The following is a 20,479-nucleotide window of genomic DNA, read 5'->3' as shown; positions in this document are numbered from 1 at the left end:
TTTTTATTCTTTAAAATGAAAGCGCAGTCTATTTTATAATTTTTGTTTCTACATATGTTGGGAGGATGGGAAATGAATATCCATGAGTACCAAGGAAAAGAAATCCTAAGAAAATATGGGGTTTCAGTTCCAAATGGTAAAGTAGCATTTACACCTGATGAAGCAGTGAAAGCATCAGAAGAGCTAGAAAGCTCTGTATATGTCGTAAAAGCACAGATTCATGCAGGCGGCCGTGGTAAAGCAGGCGGGGTAAAAATTGCAAAAACAAAAGATGAAGTGAAAGGGTTTGCAGAGGAATTGCTCGGTAAAACACTTGTCACACATCAAACTGGGCCTGAAGGGCGCGAAATAAAACGCTTACTTATTGAAGAAGGCTGCGATATTCAAAAGGAGTACTACGTTGGACTTGTTTTGGACAGAGCGACATCAAGAATTGTATTGATGGCTTCTGAAGAAGGCGGTACTGAAATTGAAGAAGTAGCAGAAAAAACGCCAGAGAAAATCGTCAAAGTGGTCATCGACCCAGCGATTGGCTTGCAAGGCTATCAGGCAAGAGAAGTAGCGTTTAAAATTAATATTCCAACAAAATTAGTTGGCCAAGCTGTTAAGTTTATGACAAGTCTTTACAATGCGTTTATTGAAAAAGATTGTTCAATTGCTGAGATTAATCCACTTGTTGTAACAGGCGATGGAAAAGTCATGGCACTTGATGCGAAATTAAACTTTGATAGCAATGCTTTATATAGACAAAAAGATATATTAGAATACCGTGACCTTGATGAAGAGGATCCAAAAGAAATTGAAGCATCTAAATATGATCTAAGCTACATTTCTCTAGATGGAAATATTGGCTGTATGGTCAATGGTGCAGGTCTTGCGATGTCTACAATGGATATCATCAAGCATTACGGCGGGGACCCTGCAAACTTCCTGGATGTTGGGGGCGGTGCAACAGCTGAAAAAGTAACGGAAGCATTTAAAATCATCTTATCTGATCAAAATGTAAAAGGGATTTTCGTGAACATTTTTGGCGGTATCATGAAATGTGATGTCATTGCAGAAGGTGTCGTTGAAGCGACGAAACAAGTCGGCTTAACATTACCACTCGTTGTACGTCTTGAAGGAACAAACGTTGAATTAGGGAAGAAAATCCTGAGTGATTCAGGCTTAAATATCACTTCTGCTGAGTCTATGGCTGACGGGGCAGAAAAGATTGTATCTTTAGTCAAGTAGAGCAGAAAGGCAGGGAACCTAAATGAGTGTATTTATTAATAAAAATACGAGAGTAATTGTTCAGGGGATTACCGGTTCAACCGCATTGTTCCATACAAAACAAATGATTGAGTACGGAACAAATATTGTTGGCGGTGTCACACCTGGAAAAGGTGGAACTGAAGTAGAAGGAGTTCCTGTATTTAATACAGTATCTGAAGCTGTTCAAACAACTGGAGCAAATGCTTCTGTTATCTATGTACCAGCACCATTTGCAGCAGATGCCATTTTAGAGGCTGTTGATGCAGAAGTCGATCTAGTTATTTGTATCACAGAACATATTCCAGTGCTTGACATGGTCAAAGTGAAACGGTATATGGAAGGGAAAAAGACAAGACTTGTTGGCCCTAACTGCCCAGGTGTCATTACACCTGAAGAATGTAAGATTGGGATCATGCCTGGCTACATTCATAAAAAAGGTCATGTGGGTGTTGTTTCTCGTTCTGGAACGCTTACATATGAAGCGGTACATCAGCTTTCAGAAGCTGGCGTTGGTCAATCGACAGCTGTAGGAATCGGCGGAGACCCTGTCAATGGGACGAACTTTATTGATGTATTAAAAGCATTCAATGAAGACCCTGATACACATGCTGTGATTATGATCGGTGAAATCGGCGGTACGGCTGAAGAAGAAGCAGCTGAATGGGTAAAAGCAAATATGACAAAGCCAGTCGTTGGCTTTATTGGCGGTAAAACGGCGCCTCCAGGAAAACGCATGGGACATGCTGGTGCCATTATTTCTGGTGGTAAAGGAACAGCTGATGAAAAAGTAAAAACAATGCGTGAATGTGGAATTGAAGTGGCAGAGACACCATCTGTCATGGGAGAAACATTGATTAAAGTGTTAAAAGAGAAGAATCTCTTCGAAGCTTGTAAAACGCATTAATGACACAAGAAGACTTGTTCTTTGACAAGTCTTCTTCTTTCTATCTTAAACTGGAGGAATGGTATGTACAACGTGTCCGAAAGAATGATTTTTCACCGCTTAAAAGGCCTCATCTCACCCTCTTTGTTAACAAAATGGTGGAAAGTCGATCCTGAGCTATATATAAATGAAGAAACACAACATTTCAAACAGGATCGATCATTACAAACGATCGACTTTACCCGCTTAAAACAAGCCGAAGAAAATGAATTCCCCATTTTTCAACACATCGTTCAAGCCTATTTAAAGCAAAACATTCACATGATACCCATCACATCACCCTTATATCCCAGCACACTAAAACATATTTATGATCCTCCCCCTGTGTTATTCCTAAAAGGAAACATATCATATTTAAATGAAGAAAAAAGTTTAGGTGTAGTAGGCACACGAGTTCCATCGTCTTATGGAGAAGCATGTGTGAAGAAAATTGTTGGTGAGCTTGTAAAGGAAGATTGGACGATTGTCAGTGGCTTAGCAAAAGGAATTGATGGACTTGCACATAAAGAGTGCATTCGGAATAAAGGGAAAACCATCGGTATTATAGCAGGCGGATTTCAGCACTTATACCCAAAGGAACATGTGCAAATGGCTCAATACATGGGAGAGCATCATTTGCTTTTATCCGAGCATCCGCCTTATGTGAAACCAGAAAAGTGGCATTTCCCAATGAGGAATCGTTTAATTAGTGCGCTGACAAGTGGAACCATCGTGATTCAGTGCAAAGAAAAGAGCGGTTCGCTCATTACAGCGTATCAAGCACTTGAGCAAGGTAAAGAGGTATTTGCGGTTGCAGGATCTATCTTTGATCCTAATTCCACAGGACCAGCCAGACTTATACAGCAGGGAGCAAAGCTTGTTCATTCAACGAAGGATATTTTAGAGGAATTCTCCTTCCGCAGCGTTCAATATACTGAACTCTCATAAAAATATCGTTTGACAAAAGACATAGGAATATTTAATAATAGTGAGGATTTAAGTTTACACTTTGTTTTTCGTGTTTATAATGATGTTCATCATAAAGAATTTTTAATGATTGCCTGTTAGATAAGTGCAATTAACATAAATATGAATTGTGAAATGTATAAAGAGAGAACACCTCTTAAGGGGGATTTTGAGTATGGCTGATTATTTAGTCATCGTTGAGTCGCCAGCCAAGGCGAAAACGATTGAGCGTTATTTAGGTAAAAAGTATAAAGTAAAGGCTTCAATGGGGCACATAAGAGATTTACCGAAAAGTCAGCTTGGTGTTGACACTGAGCATGACTTCGAACCGAGATATATTACGATTCGCGGGAAAGGCCCCGTTTTAAAAGAATTAAAAACAGCTGCGAAAAAAGCAAAGAAAGTCTATCTCGCAGCTGACCCCGATAGAGAGGGAGAAGCGATTGCTTGGCATTTAGCGCATAGCCTTGACCTTGACCTCTCTTCTGACTGCCGCGTTGTCTTTAATGAGATTACAAAAGATGCCATTAAAGATTCCTTTAAGCATCCACGTATGATCAACATGGATTTAGTTGATGCACAGCAGGCAAGACGGATCTTAGATCGTCTCGTCGGGTATAAAATCAGTCCGATTTTATGGAAGAAAGTGAAAAAGGGCTTAAGTGCCGGTCGTGTTCAATCAGTTGCACTCCGCCTGATTATTGATCGCGAGAATGAAATTAATGAATTTAAACCAGAAGAATACTGGACAATTGACGGTACATTCCTAAAAGGAAAAGAAAGCTTCGAAGCGAGCTTCTTTGGCGTCAATGGCAAAAAGCATCCACTGAAAACAAAAGAAGATGTAAAAGAAATCCTTTCGAAACTAAAAGGGAGCAAATTCTCTGTAGAGAAAGTGACGAAAAAAGAGCGTAAACGCAACCCAGCTGTTCCGTTTACAACATCTACTTTACAGCAGGAGGCTGCAAGAAAATTAAACTTCCGTGCGAAAAAGACGATGATGATTGCACAGCAATTATATGAAGGAATAGATCTTGGTAAAGAAGGTACAGTCGGACTCATTACATATATGAGAACGGACTCAACACGTATTTCCAATACGGCGATTGAAGAAGTATCTGCTTTCATTGATCAGACGTACGGTAAGAATTTCTTAAATACAACAAAACGAACCGCTAAAAAGAACGAAAATGCACAAGATGCTCACGAAGCCATCAGGCCGACTTCTACGCTAAGAAAACCAGCAGATGTCAAACATGTCTTAAGCCGAGATCAGCTTCGTCTGTATAAATTGATTTGGGAACGATTCGTGGCAAGCCAAATGGCGCCGGCTGTTCTTGATACAATGAGTGTAGACCTTGACAATAACGGGCTTACATTCCGTGCTAACGGGAGCAAAGTGAAATTCCCTGGATTCATGAAGGTATATGTAGAAGGGAAGGACGACCAGCTAGAAGAAAAGGACAAAATGCTGCCTGATCTTAAAGAAGGTGATACGGTTCTTTCAAAAGATATCGAACCTGAACAGCACTTCACGCAGCCGCCTCCGCGCTACACTGAGGCAAGACTTGTCAAAACACTTGAAGAGCTGGGTATAGGCCGTCCGTCTACGTACGCACCAACATTAGATACGATTCAAAAGCGCGGCTATGTCGCACTTGATAATAAACGGTTTATCCCAACAGAGCTTGGGGAAATTGTTCTTAACTTAATCATTGAATTCTTCCCTGAAATCATTAACGTGGAATTCACAGCGAAAATGGAAAAAGAACTTGATAGCGTTGAAGAAGGTACGATCGAATGGGTTCGCATTATCGACAGCTTCTATCAAGACTTTGCAAAACGGGTAGAAAAAGCAGAAGCAGAGATGCAAGAAGTTGAGATTGAGCCTGAATACGCCGGAGTTGACTGTGAAGAGTGTGGACATCCGATGGTGTACAAAATGGGTCGATACGGTAAGTTCATGGCTTGCTCTAACTTTCCTGACTGCCGTAACACAAAACCAATTGTGAAAGACATCGGTGTGAAATGCCCGACTTGTCATGAAGGAAACATTGTTGAACGAAAATCTAAGAAGCGCCGCATTTTTTATGGCTGTGATCGTTTTCCAGAGTGTGAATTCGTCTCTTGGGACAAACCAATTGAAAGAAAGTGTCCAAAATGCGAAAATATGCTTGTAGAGAAAAAGCTGAAAAAAGGCATTCAAGTTCAATGTGTGAACTGTGATTATAAAGAGGAACAACAAAAATAGCGGTGAACAGCCTTGTTCACCTGCTTTTTTATGTCATCAAACAGAACTTACGAAATAGGAGAGTTGTACAATGAGTCAATTTGTAAATGTGATCGGAGCAGGTTTAGCCGGAAGTGAAGCGGCATGGCAAATTGCCAAACGCGGAATTAAAGTCAACTTGTATGAAATGAGACCTGTCAAACAAACGCCAGCTCACCACACAGATAAATTTGCAGAGCTTGTATGCAGTAATTCACTGCGTGCCAACGCTTTGACGAATGCGGTCGGTGTATTAAAGGAAGAAATGCGTCATTTAGATTCAGCGATTATCGCAGCAGCAGACGAAAGCTCAGTCCCTGCTGGCGGAGCGCTTGCAGTAGATCGTCATGAATTTGCAGCAAACGTTACCGATCGCGTGAAAAATCACCCGAATGTGACGGTTTTTCAAGAAGAAGTGCAAAGCATTCCTGAAGGTCCGACAATTATTGCAACGGGCCCGCTTACATCTGAAGCACTTTCAAAAGAATTAAAATCGTTAACTGGTGAAGAATATCTTTATTTCTACGATGCAGCGGCACCTATCCTAGAGAAAGATAGCATTGATATGGATAAGGTGTACTTGAAATCACGTTATGACAAAGGAGAAGCCGCTTATTTAAACTGTCCAATGACAGAAGAGGAATTTGATCGTTTTTATGAGGCGCTCATTTCTGCTGAAACTGTGCCATTAAAAGAGTTCGAAAAAGAAATCTTCTTTGAAGGCTGTATGCCAATTGAAGTCATGGCGAAAAGAGGAAAGAAAACGATGCTGTTTGGTCCGATGAAGCCAGTAGGACTTGAAGACCCGAAAACAGGAAAAAGACCTTACGCTGTTGTTCAATTAAGACAAGATGATGCAGCAGGTACTTTATATAACATCGTCGGCTTCCAGACACATCTGAAGTGGGGCGACCAAAAGGAAGTATTCCGCTTGATTCCAGGTCTTGAAGAAGCAGAAATCGTTCGATACGGCGTAATGCACCGCAATACATTTATTAACTCACCAAGTCTTTTAAAACCAACGTATCAGTTTAAAAATAGAGAGGATCTATTCTTTGCCGGACAAATGACAGGCGTTGAAGGCTATGTCGAGTCCGCAGCTTCCGGACTAGTGGCTGGAATTAACGCCGCTCGTTTTGTCAAAGGAGAAGAGCTTGTGACACTTCCGGAGGAAACGGCGATCGGCAGCATGGCTTATTACATCACATCGACAAACAAGAAAAGCTTCCAGCCGATGAATGCGAACTTTGGCTTGCTGAAAGATCTTGGTGTTCGGATTAAAAACAAACAAGAGCGTTATGCAGAGTACGCTAAGCGCGCAATCGAAACTATTCAAACTATTTCGAAATCTCTGTAGTAAAACATTGCACGGAAAGCAAGATATGTGATACCATTTAAAAGCCTTAAAGAGGTGTAAAAATGACGAATAAACAGCGTCTTGTCCACTTATTCATTGAATATCTGCAAATTGAAAAAAACTATTCTGCTTTAACAATCTCAGGATATACAGAAGCGATTGAAGAGTTTGTCAGATTTATGAACATTCAAGGAATAGACGGTTTTGAAGAGGTATCCTATCAAGATACGAGAATTTATTTAACAGAAGCTTATGAAAAAGGCCTGACAAGAAGAACGATTAGTAAGAAAGTCTCTGCGCTTCGCAGCTTTTATAAATTTCTATTAAGAGAACAGCTTGTGAAAGAAAATCCTTTTTTACTCGTTAGCTTACCAAAGCAGGATAAGCGAATTCCTTCATTTTTGTATGAAGAGGAACTTAAAGAGCTTTTTACAGTTTCTGATGTCAGCACACCGCTTGGGCAAAGAAACCAAGCGATTTTAGAACTTCTTTATGCAACAGGTATGAGGGTCAGTGAGTTATGTTCATTAAAAGAATCTGATCTTGATTTATCGTTGGATACAGTGCTTGTTCATGGGAAAGGCAGCAAGCAGCGGTATGTTCCTTTCGGTTCATATGCTCATGAAGCGCTCATCACTTATTTAGAGGATGGAAGGCAGAAGCTGAAAGCTAAGGGGAATGATCGTGCTGATGCATATGTGTTTTTGAATCAGCGCGGGGCGCCTCTTACAGACAGAGGCGTTCGATTCATTCTCACTGAATTAATGAAAAAGGCGTCAGGCACACTACATATCCATCCTCACATGTTAAGGCACACCTTTGCCACACACCTCTTAAATGAGGGGGCAGATTTGAGAAGTGTTCAAGAACTTCTCGGTCATTCGAATTTATCATCAACTCAGGTGTACACGCATGTATCAAAAGATTCTTTAAGGAAAACATACATGTCTCATCACCCAAGGGCTTTTAAACGATCCTAAAAGGAGGTTTTTTCATGTCATCATTTCATGCAACAACCATCTTTGCCGTTCAACATAAAGGAAAAAGTGCGATGGCTGGAGACGGTCAAGTCACTTTCGGGCAGGCTGTCGTGATGAAACACACGGCAAAAAAAGTGCGCCGTCTTTTCGGAGGCAAGGTGCTTGCAGGTTTTGCAGGTTCAGTAGCAGATGCATTTACACTCTTTGAAAAGTTTGAAACGAAGCTTGAAGAATATGGTGGTAACTTAAAGCGGGCAGCCGTAGAACTAGCGAAAGAATGGCGAAGTGACAAGATGCTCAGACAGCTTGAGGCCATGCTGATCGTTATGAACAAAGACAGCATCCTGCTTGTCTCTGGGACAGGAGAGGTCATTGAACCAGATGACGGTATTTTGGCCATCGGCTCAGGCGGCAATTATGCGCTTAGCGCCGGGAGAGCACTCAAAACACATGCAGGTGATCACCTCACAGCGAGAGATATTGCAAAGGCTGCTCTTGAAACCGCCGGAGAAATCTGTGTCTACACGAACGATCAAATCACTTTAGAAGAGCTTGAATAGAAAGGACATGAGACGTATGGAGAAAAAGCCGTTCACCCCAAGAGAGATAGTTGAAAAGCTTGATCAATATATTATTGGTCAGCTTGATGCGAAAAAAGCAGTGGCGGTGGCTTTAAGAAACCGTTACAGAAGAAGCCTTTTACATGATAAGCTAAAGGATGAAGTCGTTCCGAAAAATATTTTAATGATCGGCCCAACAGGTGTGGGGAAAACAGAGATTGCCCGCAGAATTGCAAAAATTTCTGGTGCGCCTTTTATTAAAGTGGAAGCGACGAAGTTTACTGAAGTTGGTTATGTCGGCCGTGATGTAGAATCGATGGTCAGAGATCTAGTTGAGACAGCGATCAGAATTGTCAAAGAAGAAAAGATGAAAGAAGTTCAAGAAGAAGCAGAAAAACAAGCAAATAAACGTCTTGTTCATTTACTTGTTCCTGGCAAGAAAAAAAGCCAGTCTGTGAAAAATCCTTTTGAGATGCTGTTTGGCGGTTCTGATGAAGATGACCGTGATCGAGATCAATCAAGTGAAGAAGTTGAACTTGAATCGACAAGAAAGCGAATCACTCATCAGCTGGCTATGGGAGAACTTGAAGATCATTACGTCACGATCGAAGTGGAAGAGCAGCAGCCATCCATGTTTGATATGCTTCAGGGCTCGGGTATGGAGCAAATGGGCATGAACATGCAGGATGCGCTCGGCAATCTCATGCCTAAAAAGAAAAAACGCAGAAAGCTGACCGTCAGAGAAGCAAGAAAGGCGTTAACTGCTGAGGAAGCTTCAAAACTAATTGACATGGATGAAGTCAGTCAGGAAGCCGTTTATAAAGCAGAACAGCAAGGGATTATTTTTATCGACGAAATCGACAAAATCGCCAAAAGCGGTGGTGCATCATCTGCAGATGTTTCTCGTGAAGGTGTTCAACGTGATATTTTACCGATTGTAGAAGGTTCAACTGTGATGACGAAATATGGGGCAGTGAAAACAGACCATGTGCTTTTTGTAGCAGCAGGTGCATTTCATATGGCGAAACCATCAGATTTGATTCCAGAGCTTCAAGGGCGCTTCCCAATCCGTGTAGAATTAGATAAATTAAGTATCGAAGACTTTGTGAAAATCTTAACGGAACCAGATAATGCATTATTAAAGCAATATAAAGCTTTACTTGAAACAGAAGGTATATCTCTTGAATTTTCTGACGATGCTATTCATAAGATTGCCGAAGTGGCTTATCATGTCAATCAGGAGACAGATAACATCGGTGCAAGAAGGCTTCATACCATACTTGAAAAGCTGCTTGAAGAGCTTTCATTTGAGGCGCCTGATATTACACTGGAGACAGTGACCATTACCCCTCAGTATGTAGAAGAGAAGCTAGGAAAGATTGCAAATAACAAAGACTTAAGTCAATTTATACTTTAACAAATGAATAAAGTAATCTAGGAGGATCATTAATATGGCGTTACTACAAAAAACAAGGATTATTAACTCAATGCTGCAAGATGCAGCGGGGAAACCAGTTAATTTTAAGGAAATGGCAGAAACGTTGAGAGATGTCATTGATTCAAACATTTTCGTGTTAAGCAGAAGAGGGAAGCTTCTAGGCTACTCGATCAACCAGCAGATTGAAAATCCGCGTATGAAGAAAATGCTTGAAGACCGTCAGTTCCCTGAAGAATATACAAAGAGTCTATTCAACATCCCTGAAACATCTTCAAACCTTGACATTAATAGTGAGTATACAGCTTTCCCGATTGAGAACCGTGATTTATTCGAATCAGGTTTGACAACCATTGTTCCAATTATCGGAGGAGGAGATCGTTTAGGCACGTTAATCCTGTCTCGTTTGCAAGATACATTCAAAGATGATGATTTAATTCTTGCTGAATACGGTGCAACAGTTGTTGGAATGGAGATCCTTCGTGAGAAAGCAGAGGAAATCGAAGAAGAAGCAAGAAGTAAAGCCGTTGTCCAAATGGCGATTAGTTCTCTATCATATAGTGAGCTTGAAGCCATTGAGCACATCTTTGAAGAACTTGATGGCAACGAAGGGCTTCTTGTGGCAAGTAAAATTGCTGACCGTGTAGGAATCACTCGTTCAGTGATCGTGAACGCCTTACGTAAGTTAGAAAGTGCAGGCGTCATCGAATCTCGTTCTCTTGGAATGAAGGGAACGTATATCAAAGTGTTAAACAACAAATTTTTAATCGAACTTGAAAATTTAAAATCTCATTAATCAAAACCCCTTTTCGGCCAAAATTACAAGCTGAAAAGGGGTATTTTTTTATAAAAAAGAGGATTTGTCCGAAAAATGACACTCTTTTTTCCAAGAAAACCCTTACAATTCTTAGTTCTTTGAATCTAGGTCTTTATACCTATTCATAAAATAGATATATATTACGAGTTTTTTTTACATATACATCATAGACTTTAATCCTATTATTTCTTACAATGAACATATGGTTTTACAAATCTCGACATGATTAAATGGAATGAAATACATATGATTGGAGGTATATGGTTTTGGATATATTTTCTGGAACGATAAGCAACCTTGAGAATGCCTTGGGCAGAGCGAATGTTAAGCAAAAAGTCATAAGCAATAATATCGCGAATATAGACACACCGAACTACAAGTCGAAAAACGTCGCTTTTCATGATATGCTAAACGATGCGTCGATCAAGTTAGATGCTAAAAAAACATACCAAGGTCACATTGATTTTTCTAAAACAGGGTCTAATTATTCAGTTGTTTCGAGCAACCGTACTTCATATCAAGAAAACGGAAATAATGTCGATATTGATCAAGAGATGAGTGAACTCGCTAAAAACCAAATTCAGTATAATGCGTTGGTTGAAAGAATGAGTGGAAAATTCAATTCTCTTAAAACAGTTTTGACAGGAGGTAAGTGATGTCAATTTTTTCAGGCGTTAACGCTTCGGCCTCAGCATTAACAGCTCAGAGGCTCAGAATGGACGTTGTATCCTCTAACCTTGCAAATATGGATACAACAAGAGCGAAACAGGTTGATGGCAACTGGGAGCCTTATAGACGTAAGCTCGTCACATTACAGCCGTCAGGTGAATCGTTTTCATCTATATTGAACTCAAGCATGAATTCGAGCGGCAAATTAGGAAACGGCGTGAAAGCAACGAAGATTACAGAAGACGAAACTCCATTCAACCTTCAATATGATCCTACAAATCCCGATGCCAATGAAAATGGATATGTTCAAACACCTAATGTTGATCCATTAAAGGAAATGGTTGACCTCATCAGCAGCTCAAGGTCATATGAAGCAAACGTGACCGCACTAAATGCGAATAAAAGCATGTTGATGAAAGCTTTAGAAATAGGAAAGTAAGGTGAAAAGAATTGGTTAACGCAATATCTCCTTTCCAGCTTCAAACCGCTCAGCAAGCAAGTGAATTGACGAATGCATCGTCCGTTCAGGCGGCTGCACCTAAAAGTCAAACGAATTTCTCTGATGTGCTGAAGAATTCCATTGAGGCATTAAATCAATCACAGCTGAAATCAGACCAGTATACAAATGCTCTTGCACAAGGAAAAGATGTCAATCTCGATGAAGTCATGATTGCCTCGCAAAAAGCGAGTGTGACACTCACAGCTGCAACGGAGTTTCGAAATAAAGCAGTCGAAGCGTACCAAGAGATTATGAGAATGCAGATGTAGGAGGTGCTGACGGACAAAAAAAGACTGAATGGAATGACCGGGGGTTAAGATGAATCGTACTTTAATGCAATTAAGAACAAAAACAGTTGAGTTTTGGCGAAATCGATCAAAATTACAAAAAATACTCATGATTGGCGGCGTTGCTGCCCTAGCAATCATTATTACGGTTGTTAGCATCTTTGCTTCTTCTGAAAAAATGGTTCCATTGTTTAGAGATTTGTCTGAGGCAGAAGCTGGGCAAATCAAACAGGAACTGGATGGCAAAAACGTTAAATCGGAACTTGCGAATAATGGAACAACGATTCTCGTTCCAGAAAAGCAGGCCGACACTTTAAAAGTAACACTCGCATCTGAGGGTCTCCCTAAGACAGGGAATATTGATTATTCCTTCTTTGCGAACAATTCCGGCTTCGGTTTAACAGATAATGAATTTGATGTTCTGAAAGTAGACGCAACTCAGACAGAACTATCCAATCTGATCAACACGATTGATGGGATTAAAGATTCAAAAGTTATGATTAACCTGCCAAAAGATTCCGTTTTTGTTGGAGAAGAGCAAAGTAATGCATCAGCATCCATTGTGCTGCAAGTTGAGTCTGGCTACACGCTCGCGCCGCAGCAAGTAAAAGGCCTTTATCATCTTATTTCAAAAAGTGTGCCGAATTTAAAGACAGAAAACATTGTCATTATGGACCAAGATTCCAACTACTACGACTTAAACAGCAGTTCCGATTCTTATGCAAGTGGAATGGATGCACAGCAGCAGAAAAAAGAAGAGATTGAAAAGAACCTTCAAAGAAAAATTCAACAGCTGCTCGGAACAATGATGGGTCAAGAAAAAGTGGCTGTATCGGTCACAACAGACATTGATTTTACTGAAGAGAAAAGAAAAGAAGATCTTGTAGAACCAGTTGATAAAGAAAACATGCAAGGCATTGCTGTCAGTGCTGAAAAGATTGCTGAAACTTATTCAGGAAATGGTGCAGCAGCTGGAGGCACCGCTGGAACAGGCGACGATGATGTCACAAATTATCAAGGCGCCGATGGAGCGAACGGTAGCGGAGATTACGAAAAGAGCGAAGATCGTATCAACTATGAAGTCAACCGCATTCATAAAGATATCAAAGAGAGCCCTTATAAAATTAGAGATGTTGGCATTCAAGCATTGGTCGAACCACCAACTGCAAACGATGTGAACTCTTTAACACCTGAAAGGCAAGATGATATCAAAAAGATTCTTTCAACGATCATTAGCACTTCAATTGATAAAGAATACACAAATGGTCAAGCGCTCACTCAAGCGGACTTAGATAACAAAATTGTTTTATCTGTATCAAAATTAGACGGTAAACAGCAAACTGCAGCAGAAAACCCATCAAACAATATTCCAATCTGGGTTTATATTGTAGGCGGTGTGCTACTACTTGCAATTATCGCTCTCATTATTCTTCTTGTGCGTAAACGCAGAAAAGAAGAGGAAGAAGAGTTTGAGTTTGATGAACGTACACCAATCCATGTTCCTGATATCGACACTGAACCAGAAACAGAAGAAATGGTGAGAAAAAATCAGCTTGAAAAAATGGCAAAAGAAAAACCAGAAGACTTTGCTAAATTGCTACGCAGCTGGCTGTCCGAGGATTAGGAGGAATACACATGTCGAGAAAAGATCCAAATCGACTAACAGGCAGACAAAAAGCAGCAATCCTAATGATTTCCTTAGGGCTAGACGTGTCAGCATCTGTATACAAACATCTGTCTGAAGACGAAATAGAAAAATTAACATTAGAAATTTCCAATGTACGAAGTGTAGATACTGCTAAGAAAGATGAAATCATCGAAGAGTTTCACAGCATCGCCATCGCGCAGGACTACATATCACAAGGCGGTCTTATGTACGCAAGACAAGTGCTTGAAAAAGCGCTTGGTGAGGACAAAGCGGACAGCATCTTAAACCGATTAACATCCTCGCTTCAAGTGAAACCGTTTGATTTTGCTCGAAAGGCTGACCCAGAACAAATCTTAAACTTTATCCAGCATGAGCATCCACAAACCATCGCGCTCATCCTTTCCTACTTAGATCCAGTCCAAGCTGGGCAGATTTTATCTGAATTAGGAGAGGAAGTACAAACAGAGGTTGCGAGACGTATTGCTTTAATGGACCGCACATCTCCAGAGATCATCAATGAAGTGGAACGCATTCTTGAACAAAAGCTTTCTTCAACCTTTACGCAGGACTATACGCAAACGGGCGGGGTCGAAGCGGTTGTAGAAGTACTAAATGGTGTAGACCGTGCGACCGAGAAGACCATTTTAGACACACTTGAAATTCAAGATCCTGAGCTTGCTGATGAAATTAAGAAACGTATGTTTGTCTTTGAAGATATTGTCACTCTTGACAGTAGAGCGATTCAGCGCGTGATCAGAGATGTTGAAAATGACGACTTATTGCTCGCGCTCAAAGTGGCAAGCGAAGAGGTCAAAGAAATTGTCTTCCGCAACATGTCACAGCGAATGGTCGAAACGTTCAAAGAAGAAATGGAGTTTATGGGACCTGTCCGGCTTAGAGATGTCGAGGAAGCACAAACTCGTATTGTCAGCATCGTAAGACGACTCGAGGAAGCTGGAGAAATCGTCATAGCTCGAGGCGGAGGAGACGATATCATTGTCTAGGATTATCAAACATGAAACATCTGTTATTCCTGAGCAAGGCCGGCAAACGATTCCTTTGCAGCAAGTGGAGTTTAAAAAAGAACATCACGAAGAAGAGCTTGTCAATGAAACAGAAGCATCGCAGCTTGTACTAAGTGATGCTGAAGATCAAGCAAGCCGTATAGTAGAACAAGCAAATAGTGAGCTTGAAAAAACAATGGCTGAAATCAATCAGCGCCGCGCTGCTTTTGAAGAAGAAAGAATGCAGCTCATTGAAGAAGCGAAACAAGCAGGTTACCAAGATGGCTTCCAAAAGGGTGAAACAGATGCGAATATGCAGTACCAATCGATTCTTGATCAAGCGAATGACATTGTCAGTCTTGCCAAGCAGGATTACGAAGAAAAAATTGAAAGCTCCGCAGAAAAAATTGTGGAACTGGCTTTCGAACTCGCCAAACGCGTTTGGTACTCGGCTGAGGACACGAAAGATCAATTTTTGGCTCTCGTGAAGCAGGTCATTTCAGAAGTGAAAGAATATGACGATATTTCCATCTATGTTGACCCTGAACATTACGATCATGTGATGGAGTATAAAGACGAATTAATCAGAATCCTTCAAAAGGATACACACCTTGCCATTTACTCGGATGAAAAAGCGCCAAAAGGGACTTGTTACGTAGAAACAAGCTTTGGAAAAGTGGAAGCGAGTGTTGATACCCAAATGAATCAGTTGAAAGAAAAGTTACTAGAAGTCATTGATTCAGGTGATCACAAATGAACATTGATGTGTTAAAAGAAACAATTGAAACCGCCGATCCTTATAAACGATTTGGCAAAGTCAATCGAGTTGTTGGGCTGATGATTGAATCTAAGGGGCCGGAGAGTTCTATCGGAGACGTGTGTCTCATTCATAAAAAAGGGCGTAGGCACGATCCGATAAAAGCAGAGGTCGTAGGGTTTAGAGATGAAAACATTCTGCTCATGCCTTATGTAGAAGCATCCAATATTTCACCAGGAAGTCTAGTTGAAGCGACAGGTGAGTCGCTGAAGGTCAAAGTTGGGACTGGATTAATCGGCGAAGTCGTTGATGCCTTCGGTGATCCGCTGGACGGCAGTATGCTTCCAAAGGGACTTGCGCCTGTTTCGACAGAACAGTCTCCCCCAAATCCGATGGACAGGCCGCCGATTCGAGAAAAGATGGGCGTTGGTGTCAGAGTGATCGACAGTCTGCTCACAGTTGGCACTGGTCAAAGGATCGGGATTTTTGCTGGAAGTGGTGTTGGAAAAAGTACCTTAATGGGGATGATTGCAAAGCAGACAGAAGCAGATCTGAATGTCATTGCCCTTGTAGGAGAGCGTGGCCGTGAAGTTCGTGAGTTTATTGAAAAGGATTTAGGTGCCGAAGGACTGAAGCGATCGATTGTTGTTGTCGCAACTTCTGACCAGCCTGCACTGACGAGAATGAAAGCTGCTTATACAGCAACAGCTATTGCGGAATATTTTAGAGACAGAGGGAAAAATGTCATGTTCATGATGGACTCTGTTACACGGGTCGCTATGGCACAAAGGGAAATCGGTCTTGCAACTGGCGAACCGCCAACGACAAAAGGATATACGCCTTCGGTGTTCGCTATACTGCCTAAATTACTTGAACGAACTGGAACGAATCAGCTTGGTTCCATCACAGCGTTTTACACAGTGCTTGTTGATGGTGACGATATGAATGAGCCAATCGCTGATACAGTCAGGGGGATCTTAGATGGCCACATTGTACTTGATCGTGCTTTAGCCAACAAAGGACAATTTCCCGCTGTCAATATTCTGAAAAGTATCAGCCGCGTTATGAGCAATATCGCAAGTCATGATCACAAGGAGGCGGCCAACCGGTTCCGCCAGCTTTTATCCACTTATCAAAACGCTGAAGACCTCATTAACATTGGGGCTTATAAAAAAGGCTCCTCGAAAGACATTGATGAGGCCATGCAGGCTTATCCTCATCTGATTTCATTTTTGAAGCAGGATGTAGAAGAAGCTGTATCTATTGAAGACAGTGTGAATTTATTGCTCCGTTTGATGAATAGAGAGGATTGACAAAAACAGTGAGATATCAATACAAATTTCAAAAGCTCTTAGAACTGAAAGAAAGTGAGAAAGACAAGTCACTTGCAGCGTACCAACAATCCGTTTCAGCATTTGAGCAAGTCGCTGAAAAACTCTATGAAAATATGAGTAAAAAAGAATTAATGGAAAAAAGCAAAGAAGAAAAGCTGAGAAGTGGTATGAGTGTTCAAGAAATGCGTCATTACCAGCAATTTGTGACCAATTTAGATAACACCATTCAGCACTATCAGCAGCTTGTGATCATGAAACGCCATCAAATGAATGAAAAACAATCTGATTTAACTGAAAAAAACATTGAGTTTAAAAAGTTTGAAAAAATGAAAGAAAAGCAGTATGAAAAGTTTTCCCTTGAACATAAGGCCATTGAAATGAAAGAAATGGATGATATCTCTATCAGCCAATTCATGTTTCAAGGACATTAGGAGTCGAGATGAATGCCTAAGAAGGAAAAAACGAAGGAATCAAGCGGCGGTAAATTTCAATGGATCTTGTTTATTGTCATTATCCCATTGATTGTGCTTGTGATTGTGACTGGCACAATCCTTTATATTGCGGGTTTTGATCTAAAGAAACCGCTCCAAAACATTCCGGTGATCAGCAGTTTGGTTGGTTCAGATGACACCTCAAAAACGTCATCTTCACATAATGATCAAAGCGATGCAGAATTGAAGGAACTGAAAAAGACCATTAAAGAGCAAAAAAATGAACTTGAAATTGCGCAAAAAGATTTAAAAACAAGTGATGAAGAGATTAAAAGACTGAATCAAAAAATCAGTTCGCTTGAAAAAACATCTAAAAATGATGCGAATAATACGTCAGCGAGTGATAGTTCAACAAACAACACCTCATCAAGCGATACATCAGGTAATAATGCGTCAGGGACAACTTCTGATGGGGCAGGAGCCTCTAACCAGAAACCTAAAGGGAAGATTGTCAGTATCTATGAAAGCATGGACGCAGGGAAATCCGCCAAAATTTTATCAGAATTAAGTGATAAAGAGGCATTGAAGATCCTCGAAGAGCTGAGCAAAAATAAACTAACAGACATATTAGCAAAACTAACACCTCAGAAGGCAGCTACGTTTACGAAAGAGCTTTCTAAAAAAGAAAGTGAAAATGGGGGTGGACAATAAGTGAAGCTATTGGATATTGGAGCCTTACAGCAATCGTCTCAAGGTCTCTCGGGACCAAAGGGGAGCGGCGTGGCCTCTGCAAGCGGGTTGTTTAAACAATTACTTAGCGGGGCAGGCGCTCAAAGCGACCTTGTGAATACTGAGACAGCGGGTGCCACTCTTTCCATCAATGATGCGATGCAAATCATTGAAAAATGGATGCAATCACCTGAAGAAGGCATCAACGGAGACCTTCTTAGCGCGCTTCAAACACTTCAAGGTCAAACGCTTGATTCGTCTGATCTCAAGTCACTAGAAGAGCTATTTAAAAAAATGGAATCATCCATTTACGGTGATCAAGCTGATAAGCCAGCTTCTGAACATAGTGAGCAGCTCATACAAGTCCACTTTTTCTTATATCAACTGCTCAATCAACAGCCGCTCAGCTTTGATGCAAAGTTAGTGGAGGATATTGAAGCAAAGGGTCAAGACTTCATTCACTTTCTTTCAAAAAATGGGGTAGATGAGAAACTGATTCAGCAAGTAAAAGAGCAGTTTTTCTCGCAGGGTTCAGCACCAAAGCTGAATTCGATGTCTCAAAGTGAGCTGAAACACTTTAATCAGTTAATCGACCATATGATGGCAAACGCAAAAGGATCAGACAAAGAGTTGAAAATTGCTTTAGGAGAGTTAAAAGAATTGGTCTCTCCAAGACAAGAATCTACTCTTGCTTCTCCGGCAAAAGGTGCTTCCTCCCTTGAATGGCTCATCAAAAAGGAAGTTGTCAAAGGACAAAGCACTGCTGCACCTGCTTCTGAAAAAAACATCACTCATACGCTTTTGCCAGGTCATAAGCAGTTTTTTCAACTGCAATCAGCAGCTCCTGTTCAGCAGACACAAACAACTGATGAAAAGCCAGGAACGGTTGATCAACAAATACTAAATACGTGGAAGCAAATGAAATTCACGCCATTTGGAAACTCAAGCGGACGCTTCACAGTTCGATTAAATCCAGAAAATCTCGGATTTATCACGATTCAGCTGACGAAGCAAAACGGCATGTATGCGAGTAAAATTACAGCTTCGACACAAGCAGCGAAAGAGCTGTTAGAGCATCACCTGCCGCAGCTCAAACAGGCGCTTCCGAATATGTCGGTTCAAGTGGACCGTTTCCATATACCGCTTCAATCAAATGAGCAGTCGTTATTTGGACAGTTTAATGAAGAAAACAAGCAGCAGCAGTCAAAAGGGCAGAATTTCCAGAAGCCTGATGAACAGGAAGCAGAATTCCAAGATGTACTGGATGCTCTTGTTGGGTCAGATGAAGAAGAGGAGGAGATCTAATGGCAACAGTTGATGCTACAAATAGAACAGTCGCACAAACAGACACTTCTTCAAAGGCAGAAAAGAAAACAGATACGCTCGGTAAAGATCAATTCTTGAAAATATTGCTTACACAGCTTCAAAACCAAGATCCGACAAACCCACTAGATGACCGTGAGTTTGTCACACAGCTTGCAACATTTTCATCTTTAGAACAACAAACCAATATGAATGATTCTATCACCAAGCTGAATCAGCTCATGTCTACATTTGTTGCTCACCAAGATCCGTTTACGACGTATGTAGGATGGATTGGTAAAGAAGTATCCGGTAAACAAGATGATAAAGAGATATCAGGCACTGTGAAGTCTGTTAAAAACATAAACAATGAATACTTCTTGTATTTAGAAGATGGAACGAAAATCAGCCCTTGGGATGTTACAGCAGTTGGAGAAAAAACGAAGTAATTCGAGGAGGAAAATAAATGTTACGCTCACTTTACTCAGGAATTAGCGGAATGAAAAACTTCCAATCAAAATTAGATGTTGTAGCCAACAACGTAGCCAACGTCAATACACACGGATACAAAAAAAGCCGTATCACTTTTAAAGATATGGTCAGCCAAACCATTGGAAGTTCTGGTGGACCAACGAACAACTCTGGTTCAATCAACTCAAAACAAATTGGTTTAGGATCATCTTTATCTTCTATTGATAAAATCATGTCAGCGGGATCTTCTCAAAATACAAATGAACCTTACGACTTCTATATCAATGGAGATGGGTTTTTCCGGATTGAAAGTCAAGGAGAAATTCTTTATACAAGAACAGGGAATTTCGACACTGATTCAGAGGGAAGCTTAGTCACCCCTGATGGAAATTATCTGCTTGGAATGAATGGACAAAAGATAACGATTCCAGACGGCGTTTCGAGTGTGAGTGTTGGTCCAGATGGAACGGTTTCGGTTGTTGAAAACAATGTATCAAGAACCGTTGGTCAAGTATCACTCGTATCTTTCCGTAACGCAGGAGGGTTAGACAAAGTTGGTGACAACCTTTACCGCCAGACCTTAAGCTCAGGTGCTCCAAGTAACCCTATCGTACCTGGTGAACAAGGAACGGGCGTCATCCAAACAGGTAAACTTGAAATGTCAAATGTTGATTTAACAGACGAGTTTACTGAAATGATTATCGCACAGCGTGGTTTCCAATCGAATGCAAAGACGATCACAACATCTGATGAAATCCTGCAAGAGCTTGTGAATCTGAAACGATAGG

21 protein-coding genes are annotated in these 20,479 nt (G+C 40.9%); all 21 read left to right on the top strand.

The genetic code is table 11. The features are described from left to right. Nucleotides 1-72: 72 nt before the first annotated feature. Nucleotides 73-1,233 carry an ADP-forming succinate--CoA ligase subunit beta gene (gene sucC / locus C6Y03_RS01835; RefSeq protein WP_012009945.1) on the top strand — a complete coding sequence of 387 codons (1,161 nt, stop codon included), beginning with the start codon at nucleotides 73-75 and terminating at the stop codon, nucleotides 1,231-1,233. Nucleotides 1,234-1,255: 22 nt separating this feature from the next. Next, nucleotides 1,256-2,158, top strand: a complete 903-nt coding sequence (sucD, locus tag C6Y03_RS01830; protein ID WP_003212080.1) for a succinate--CoA ligase subunit alpha — start codon at nucleotides 1,256-1,258, stop codon at nucleotides 2,156-2,158. Nucleotides 2,159-2,221: 63 nt separating this feature from the next. Then, entirely contained in the window at nucleotides 2,222-3,124 is a 903-nt protein-coding gene (gene dprA / locus C6Y03_RS01825) for a DNA-processing protein DprA (RefSeq protein ID WP_034662389.1), read from the top strand. A gap of 193 nt (nucleotides 3,125-3,317) precedes the next feature. Beyond that, entirely contained in the window at nucleotides 3,318-5,393 is a 2,076-nt protein-coding gene (gene topA / locus C6Y03_RS01820; RefSeq protein WP_060596250.1) for a type I DNA topoisomerase, read from the top strand. Between the two features lie 70 nt (nucleotides 5,394-5,463). Beyond that, a complete protein-coding gene (trmFO, locus tag C6Y03_RS01815; protein ID WP_034662383.1) occupies nucleotides 5,464-6,768 on the top strand; it encodes an FADH(2)-oxidizing methylenetetrahydrofolate--tRNA-(uracil(54)-C(5))-methyltransferase TrmFO in 1,305 nt (434 codons plus the stop codon). A 62-nt stretch (nucleotides 6,769-6,830) separates the two neighbouring features. Beyond that, nucleotides 6,831-7,748, top strand: a complete 918-nt coding sequence (gene xerC / locus C6Y03_RS01810) for a tyrosine recombinase XerC (protein ID WP_060596252.1) — start codon at nucleotides 6,831-6,833, stop codon at nucleotides 7,746-7,748. Between the two features lie 14 nt (nucleotides 7,749-7,762). Beyond that, complete coding sequence (gene hslV / locus C6Y03_RS01805) at nucleotides 7,763-8,308, top strand: ATP-dependent protease subunit HslV (protein ID WP_003211247.1); 546 nt, start codon at nucleotides 7,763-7,765, stop codon at nucleotides 8,306-8,308. 16 nt (nucleotides 8,309-8,324) lie between these two features. Next, a complete protein-coding gene (hslU, locus tag C6Y03_RS01800) occupies nucleotides 8,325-9,725 on the top strand; it encodes an ATP-dependent protease ATPase subunit HslU (protein ID WP_106038750.1) in 1,401 nt (466 codons plus the stop codon). A 34-nt stretch (nucleotides 9,726-9,759) separates the two neighbouring features. Beyond that, nucleotides 9,760-10,539: a GTP-sensing pleiotropic transcriptional regulator CodY gene (gene codY / locus C6Y03_RS01795; RefSeq protein WP_012009951.1), complete on the top strand. Its 780-nt coding sequence runs from the start codon at nucleotides 9,760-9,762 to the stop codon at nucleotides 10,537-10,539. Nucleotides 10,540-10,826: 287 nt separating this feature from the next. Then, nucleotides 10,827-11,216, top strand: coding sequence for a flagellar basal body rod protein FlgB (flgB, locus tag C6Y03_RS01790; RefSeq protein WP_012009952.1), 390 nt, complete (start codon nucleotides 10,827-10,829; stop codon nucleotides 11,214-11,216). After that, a complete protein-coding gene (gene flgC / locus C6Y03_RS01785; protein WP_012009953.1) occupies nucleotides 11,216-11,668 on the top strand; it encodes a flagellar basal body rod protein FlgC in 453 nt (150 codons plus the stop codon). Before flgB ends, flgC begins: the two co-directional genes overlap by 1 nt. An 11-nt stretch (nucleotides 11,669-11,679) precedes the next feature. Continuing rightward, nucleotides 11,680-11,997 carry a flagellar hook-basal body complex protein FliE gene (fliE, locus tag C6Y03_RS01780; RefSeq protein WP_007499609.1) on the top strand — a complete coding sequence of 106 codons (318 nt, stop codon included), beginning with the start codon at nucleotides 11,680-11,682 and terminating at the stop codon, nucleotides 11,995-11,997. Between the two features lie 49 nt (nucleotides 11,998-12,046). After that, on the top strand, nucleotides 12,047-13,639 hold the full coding sequence (gene fliF, locus C6Y03_RS01775) for a flagellar basal-body MS-ring/collar protein FliF (RefSeq protein WP_060596256.1): 1,593 nt from the start codon (nucleotides 12,047-12,049) through the stop codon (nucleotides 13,637-13,639). A gap of 11 nt (nucleotides 13,640-13,650) precedes the next feature. Beyond that, complete coding sequence (gene fliG / locus C6Y03_RS01770) at nucleotides 13,651-14,667, top strand: flagellar motor switch protein FliG (RefSeq protein WP_008344808.1); 1,017 nt, start codon at nucleotides 13,651-13,653, stop codon at nucleotides 14,665-14,667. Next, nucleotides 14,660-15,424 carry a flagellar assembly protein FliH gene (gene fliH, locus C6Y03_RS01765; protein WP_034662367.1) on the top strand — a complete coding sequence of 255 codons (765 nt, stop codon included), beginning with the start codon at nucleotides 14,660-14,662 and terminating at the stop codon, nucleotides 15,422-15,424. The genes fliG and fliH overlap by 8 nt, the downstream gene beginning before the upstream one ends. After that, nucleotides 15,421-16,737, top strand: a complete 1,317-nt coding sequence (gene fliI, locus C6Y03_RS01760; RefSeq protein WP_034662365.1) for a flagellar protein export ATPase FliI — start codon at nucleotides 15,421-15,423, stop codon at nucleotides 16,735-16,737. The genes fliH and fliI overlap by 4 nt, the downstream gene beginning before the upstream one ends. 8 nt (nucleotides 16,738-16,745) lie before the next feature. Continuing rightward, nucleotides 16,746-17,189 carry a flagellar export protein FliJ gene (gene fliJ / locus C6Y03_RS01755; protein ID WP_034620036.1) on the top strand — a complete coding sequence of 148 codons (444 nt, stop codon included), beginning with the start codon at nucleotides 16,746-16,748 and terminating at the stop codon, nucleotides 17,187-17,189. A 12-nt stretch (nucleotides 17,190-17,201) separates the two neighbouring features. Further along, nucleotides 17,202-17,900: a MotE family protein gene (locus C6Y03_RS01750; RefSeq protein WP_106030839.1), complete on the top strand. Its 699-nt coding sequence runs from the start codon at nucleotides 17,202-17,204 to the stop codon at nucleotides 17,898-17,900. Beyond that, on the top strand, nucleotides 17,901-19,223 hold the full coding sequence (locus C6Y03_RS01745; RefSeq protein WP_106038749.1) for a flagellar hook-length control protein FliK: 1,323 nt from the start codon (nucleotides 17,901-17,903) through the stop codon (nucleotides 19,221-19,223). After that, on the top strand, nucleotides 19,223-19,669 hold the full coding sequence (flgD, locus tag C6Y03_RS01740) for a flagellar hook assembly protein FlgD (RefSeq protein ID WP_060596260.1): 447 nt from the start codon (nucleotides 19,223-19,225) through the stop codon (nucleotides 19,667-19,669). The genes C6Y03_RS01745 and flgD overlap by 1 nt, the downstream gene beginning before the upstream one ends. Before the next feature lie 17 nt (nucleotides 19,670-19,686). Next, nucleotides 19,687-20,478 (top strand): flagellar basal body rod protein FlgG, encoded by a 792-nt coding sequence (gene flgG / locus C6Y03_RS01735; protein ID WP_034662356.1) that lies wholly within the window; start codon nucleotides 19,687-19,689, stop codon nucleotides 20,476-20,478. Nucleotide 20,479 lies beyond the last annotated feature (1 nt).

Source organism: Bacillus sp. LNXM65 (genome assembly GCF_002998575.1).
Taxonomy (GTDB): Bacteria; Bacillota; Bacilli; order Bacillales; family Bacillaceae; genus Bacillus.
Note: the sequence above shows the minus strand (reverse complement) of the source record. Positions and strands in the feature narration are given on the sequence as shown.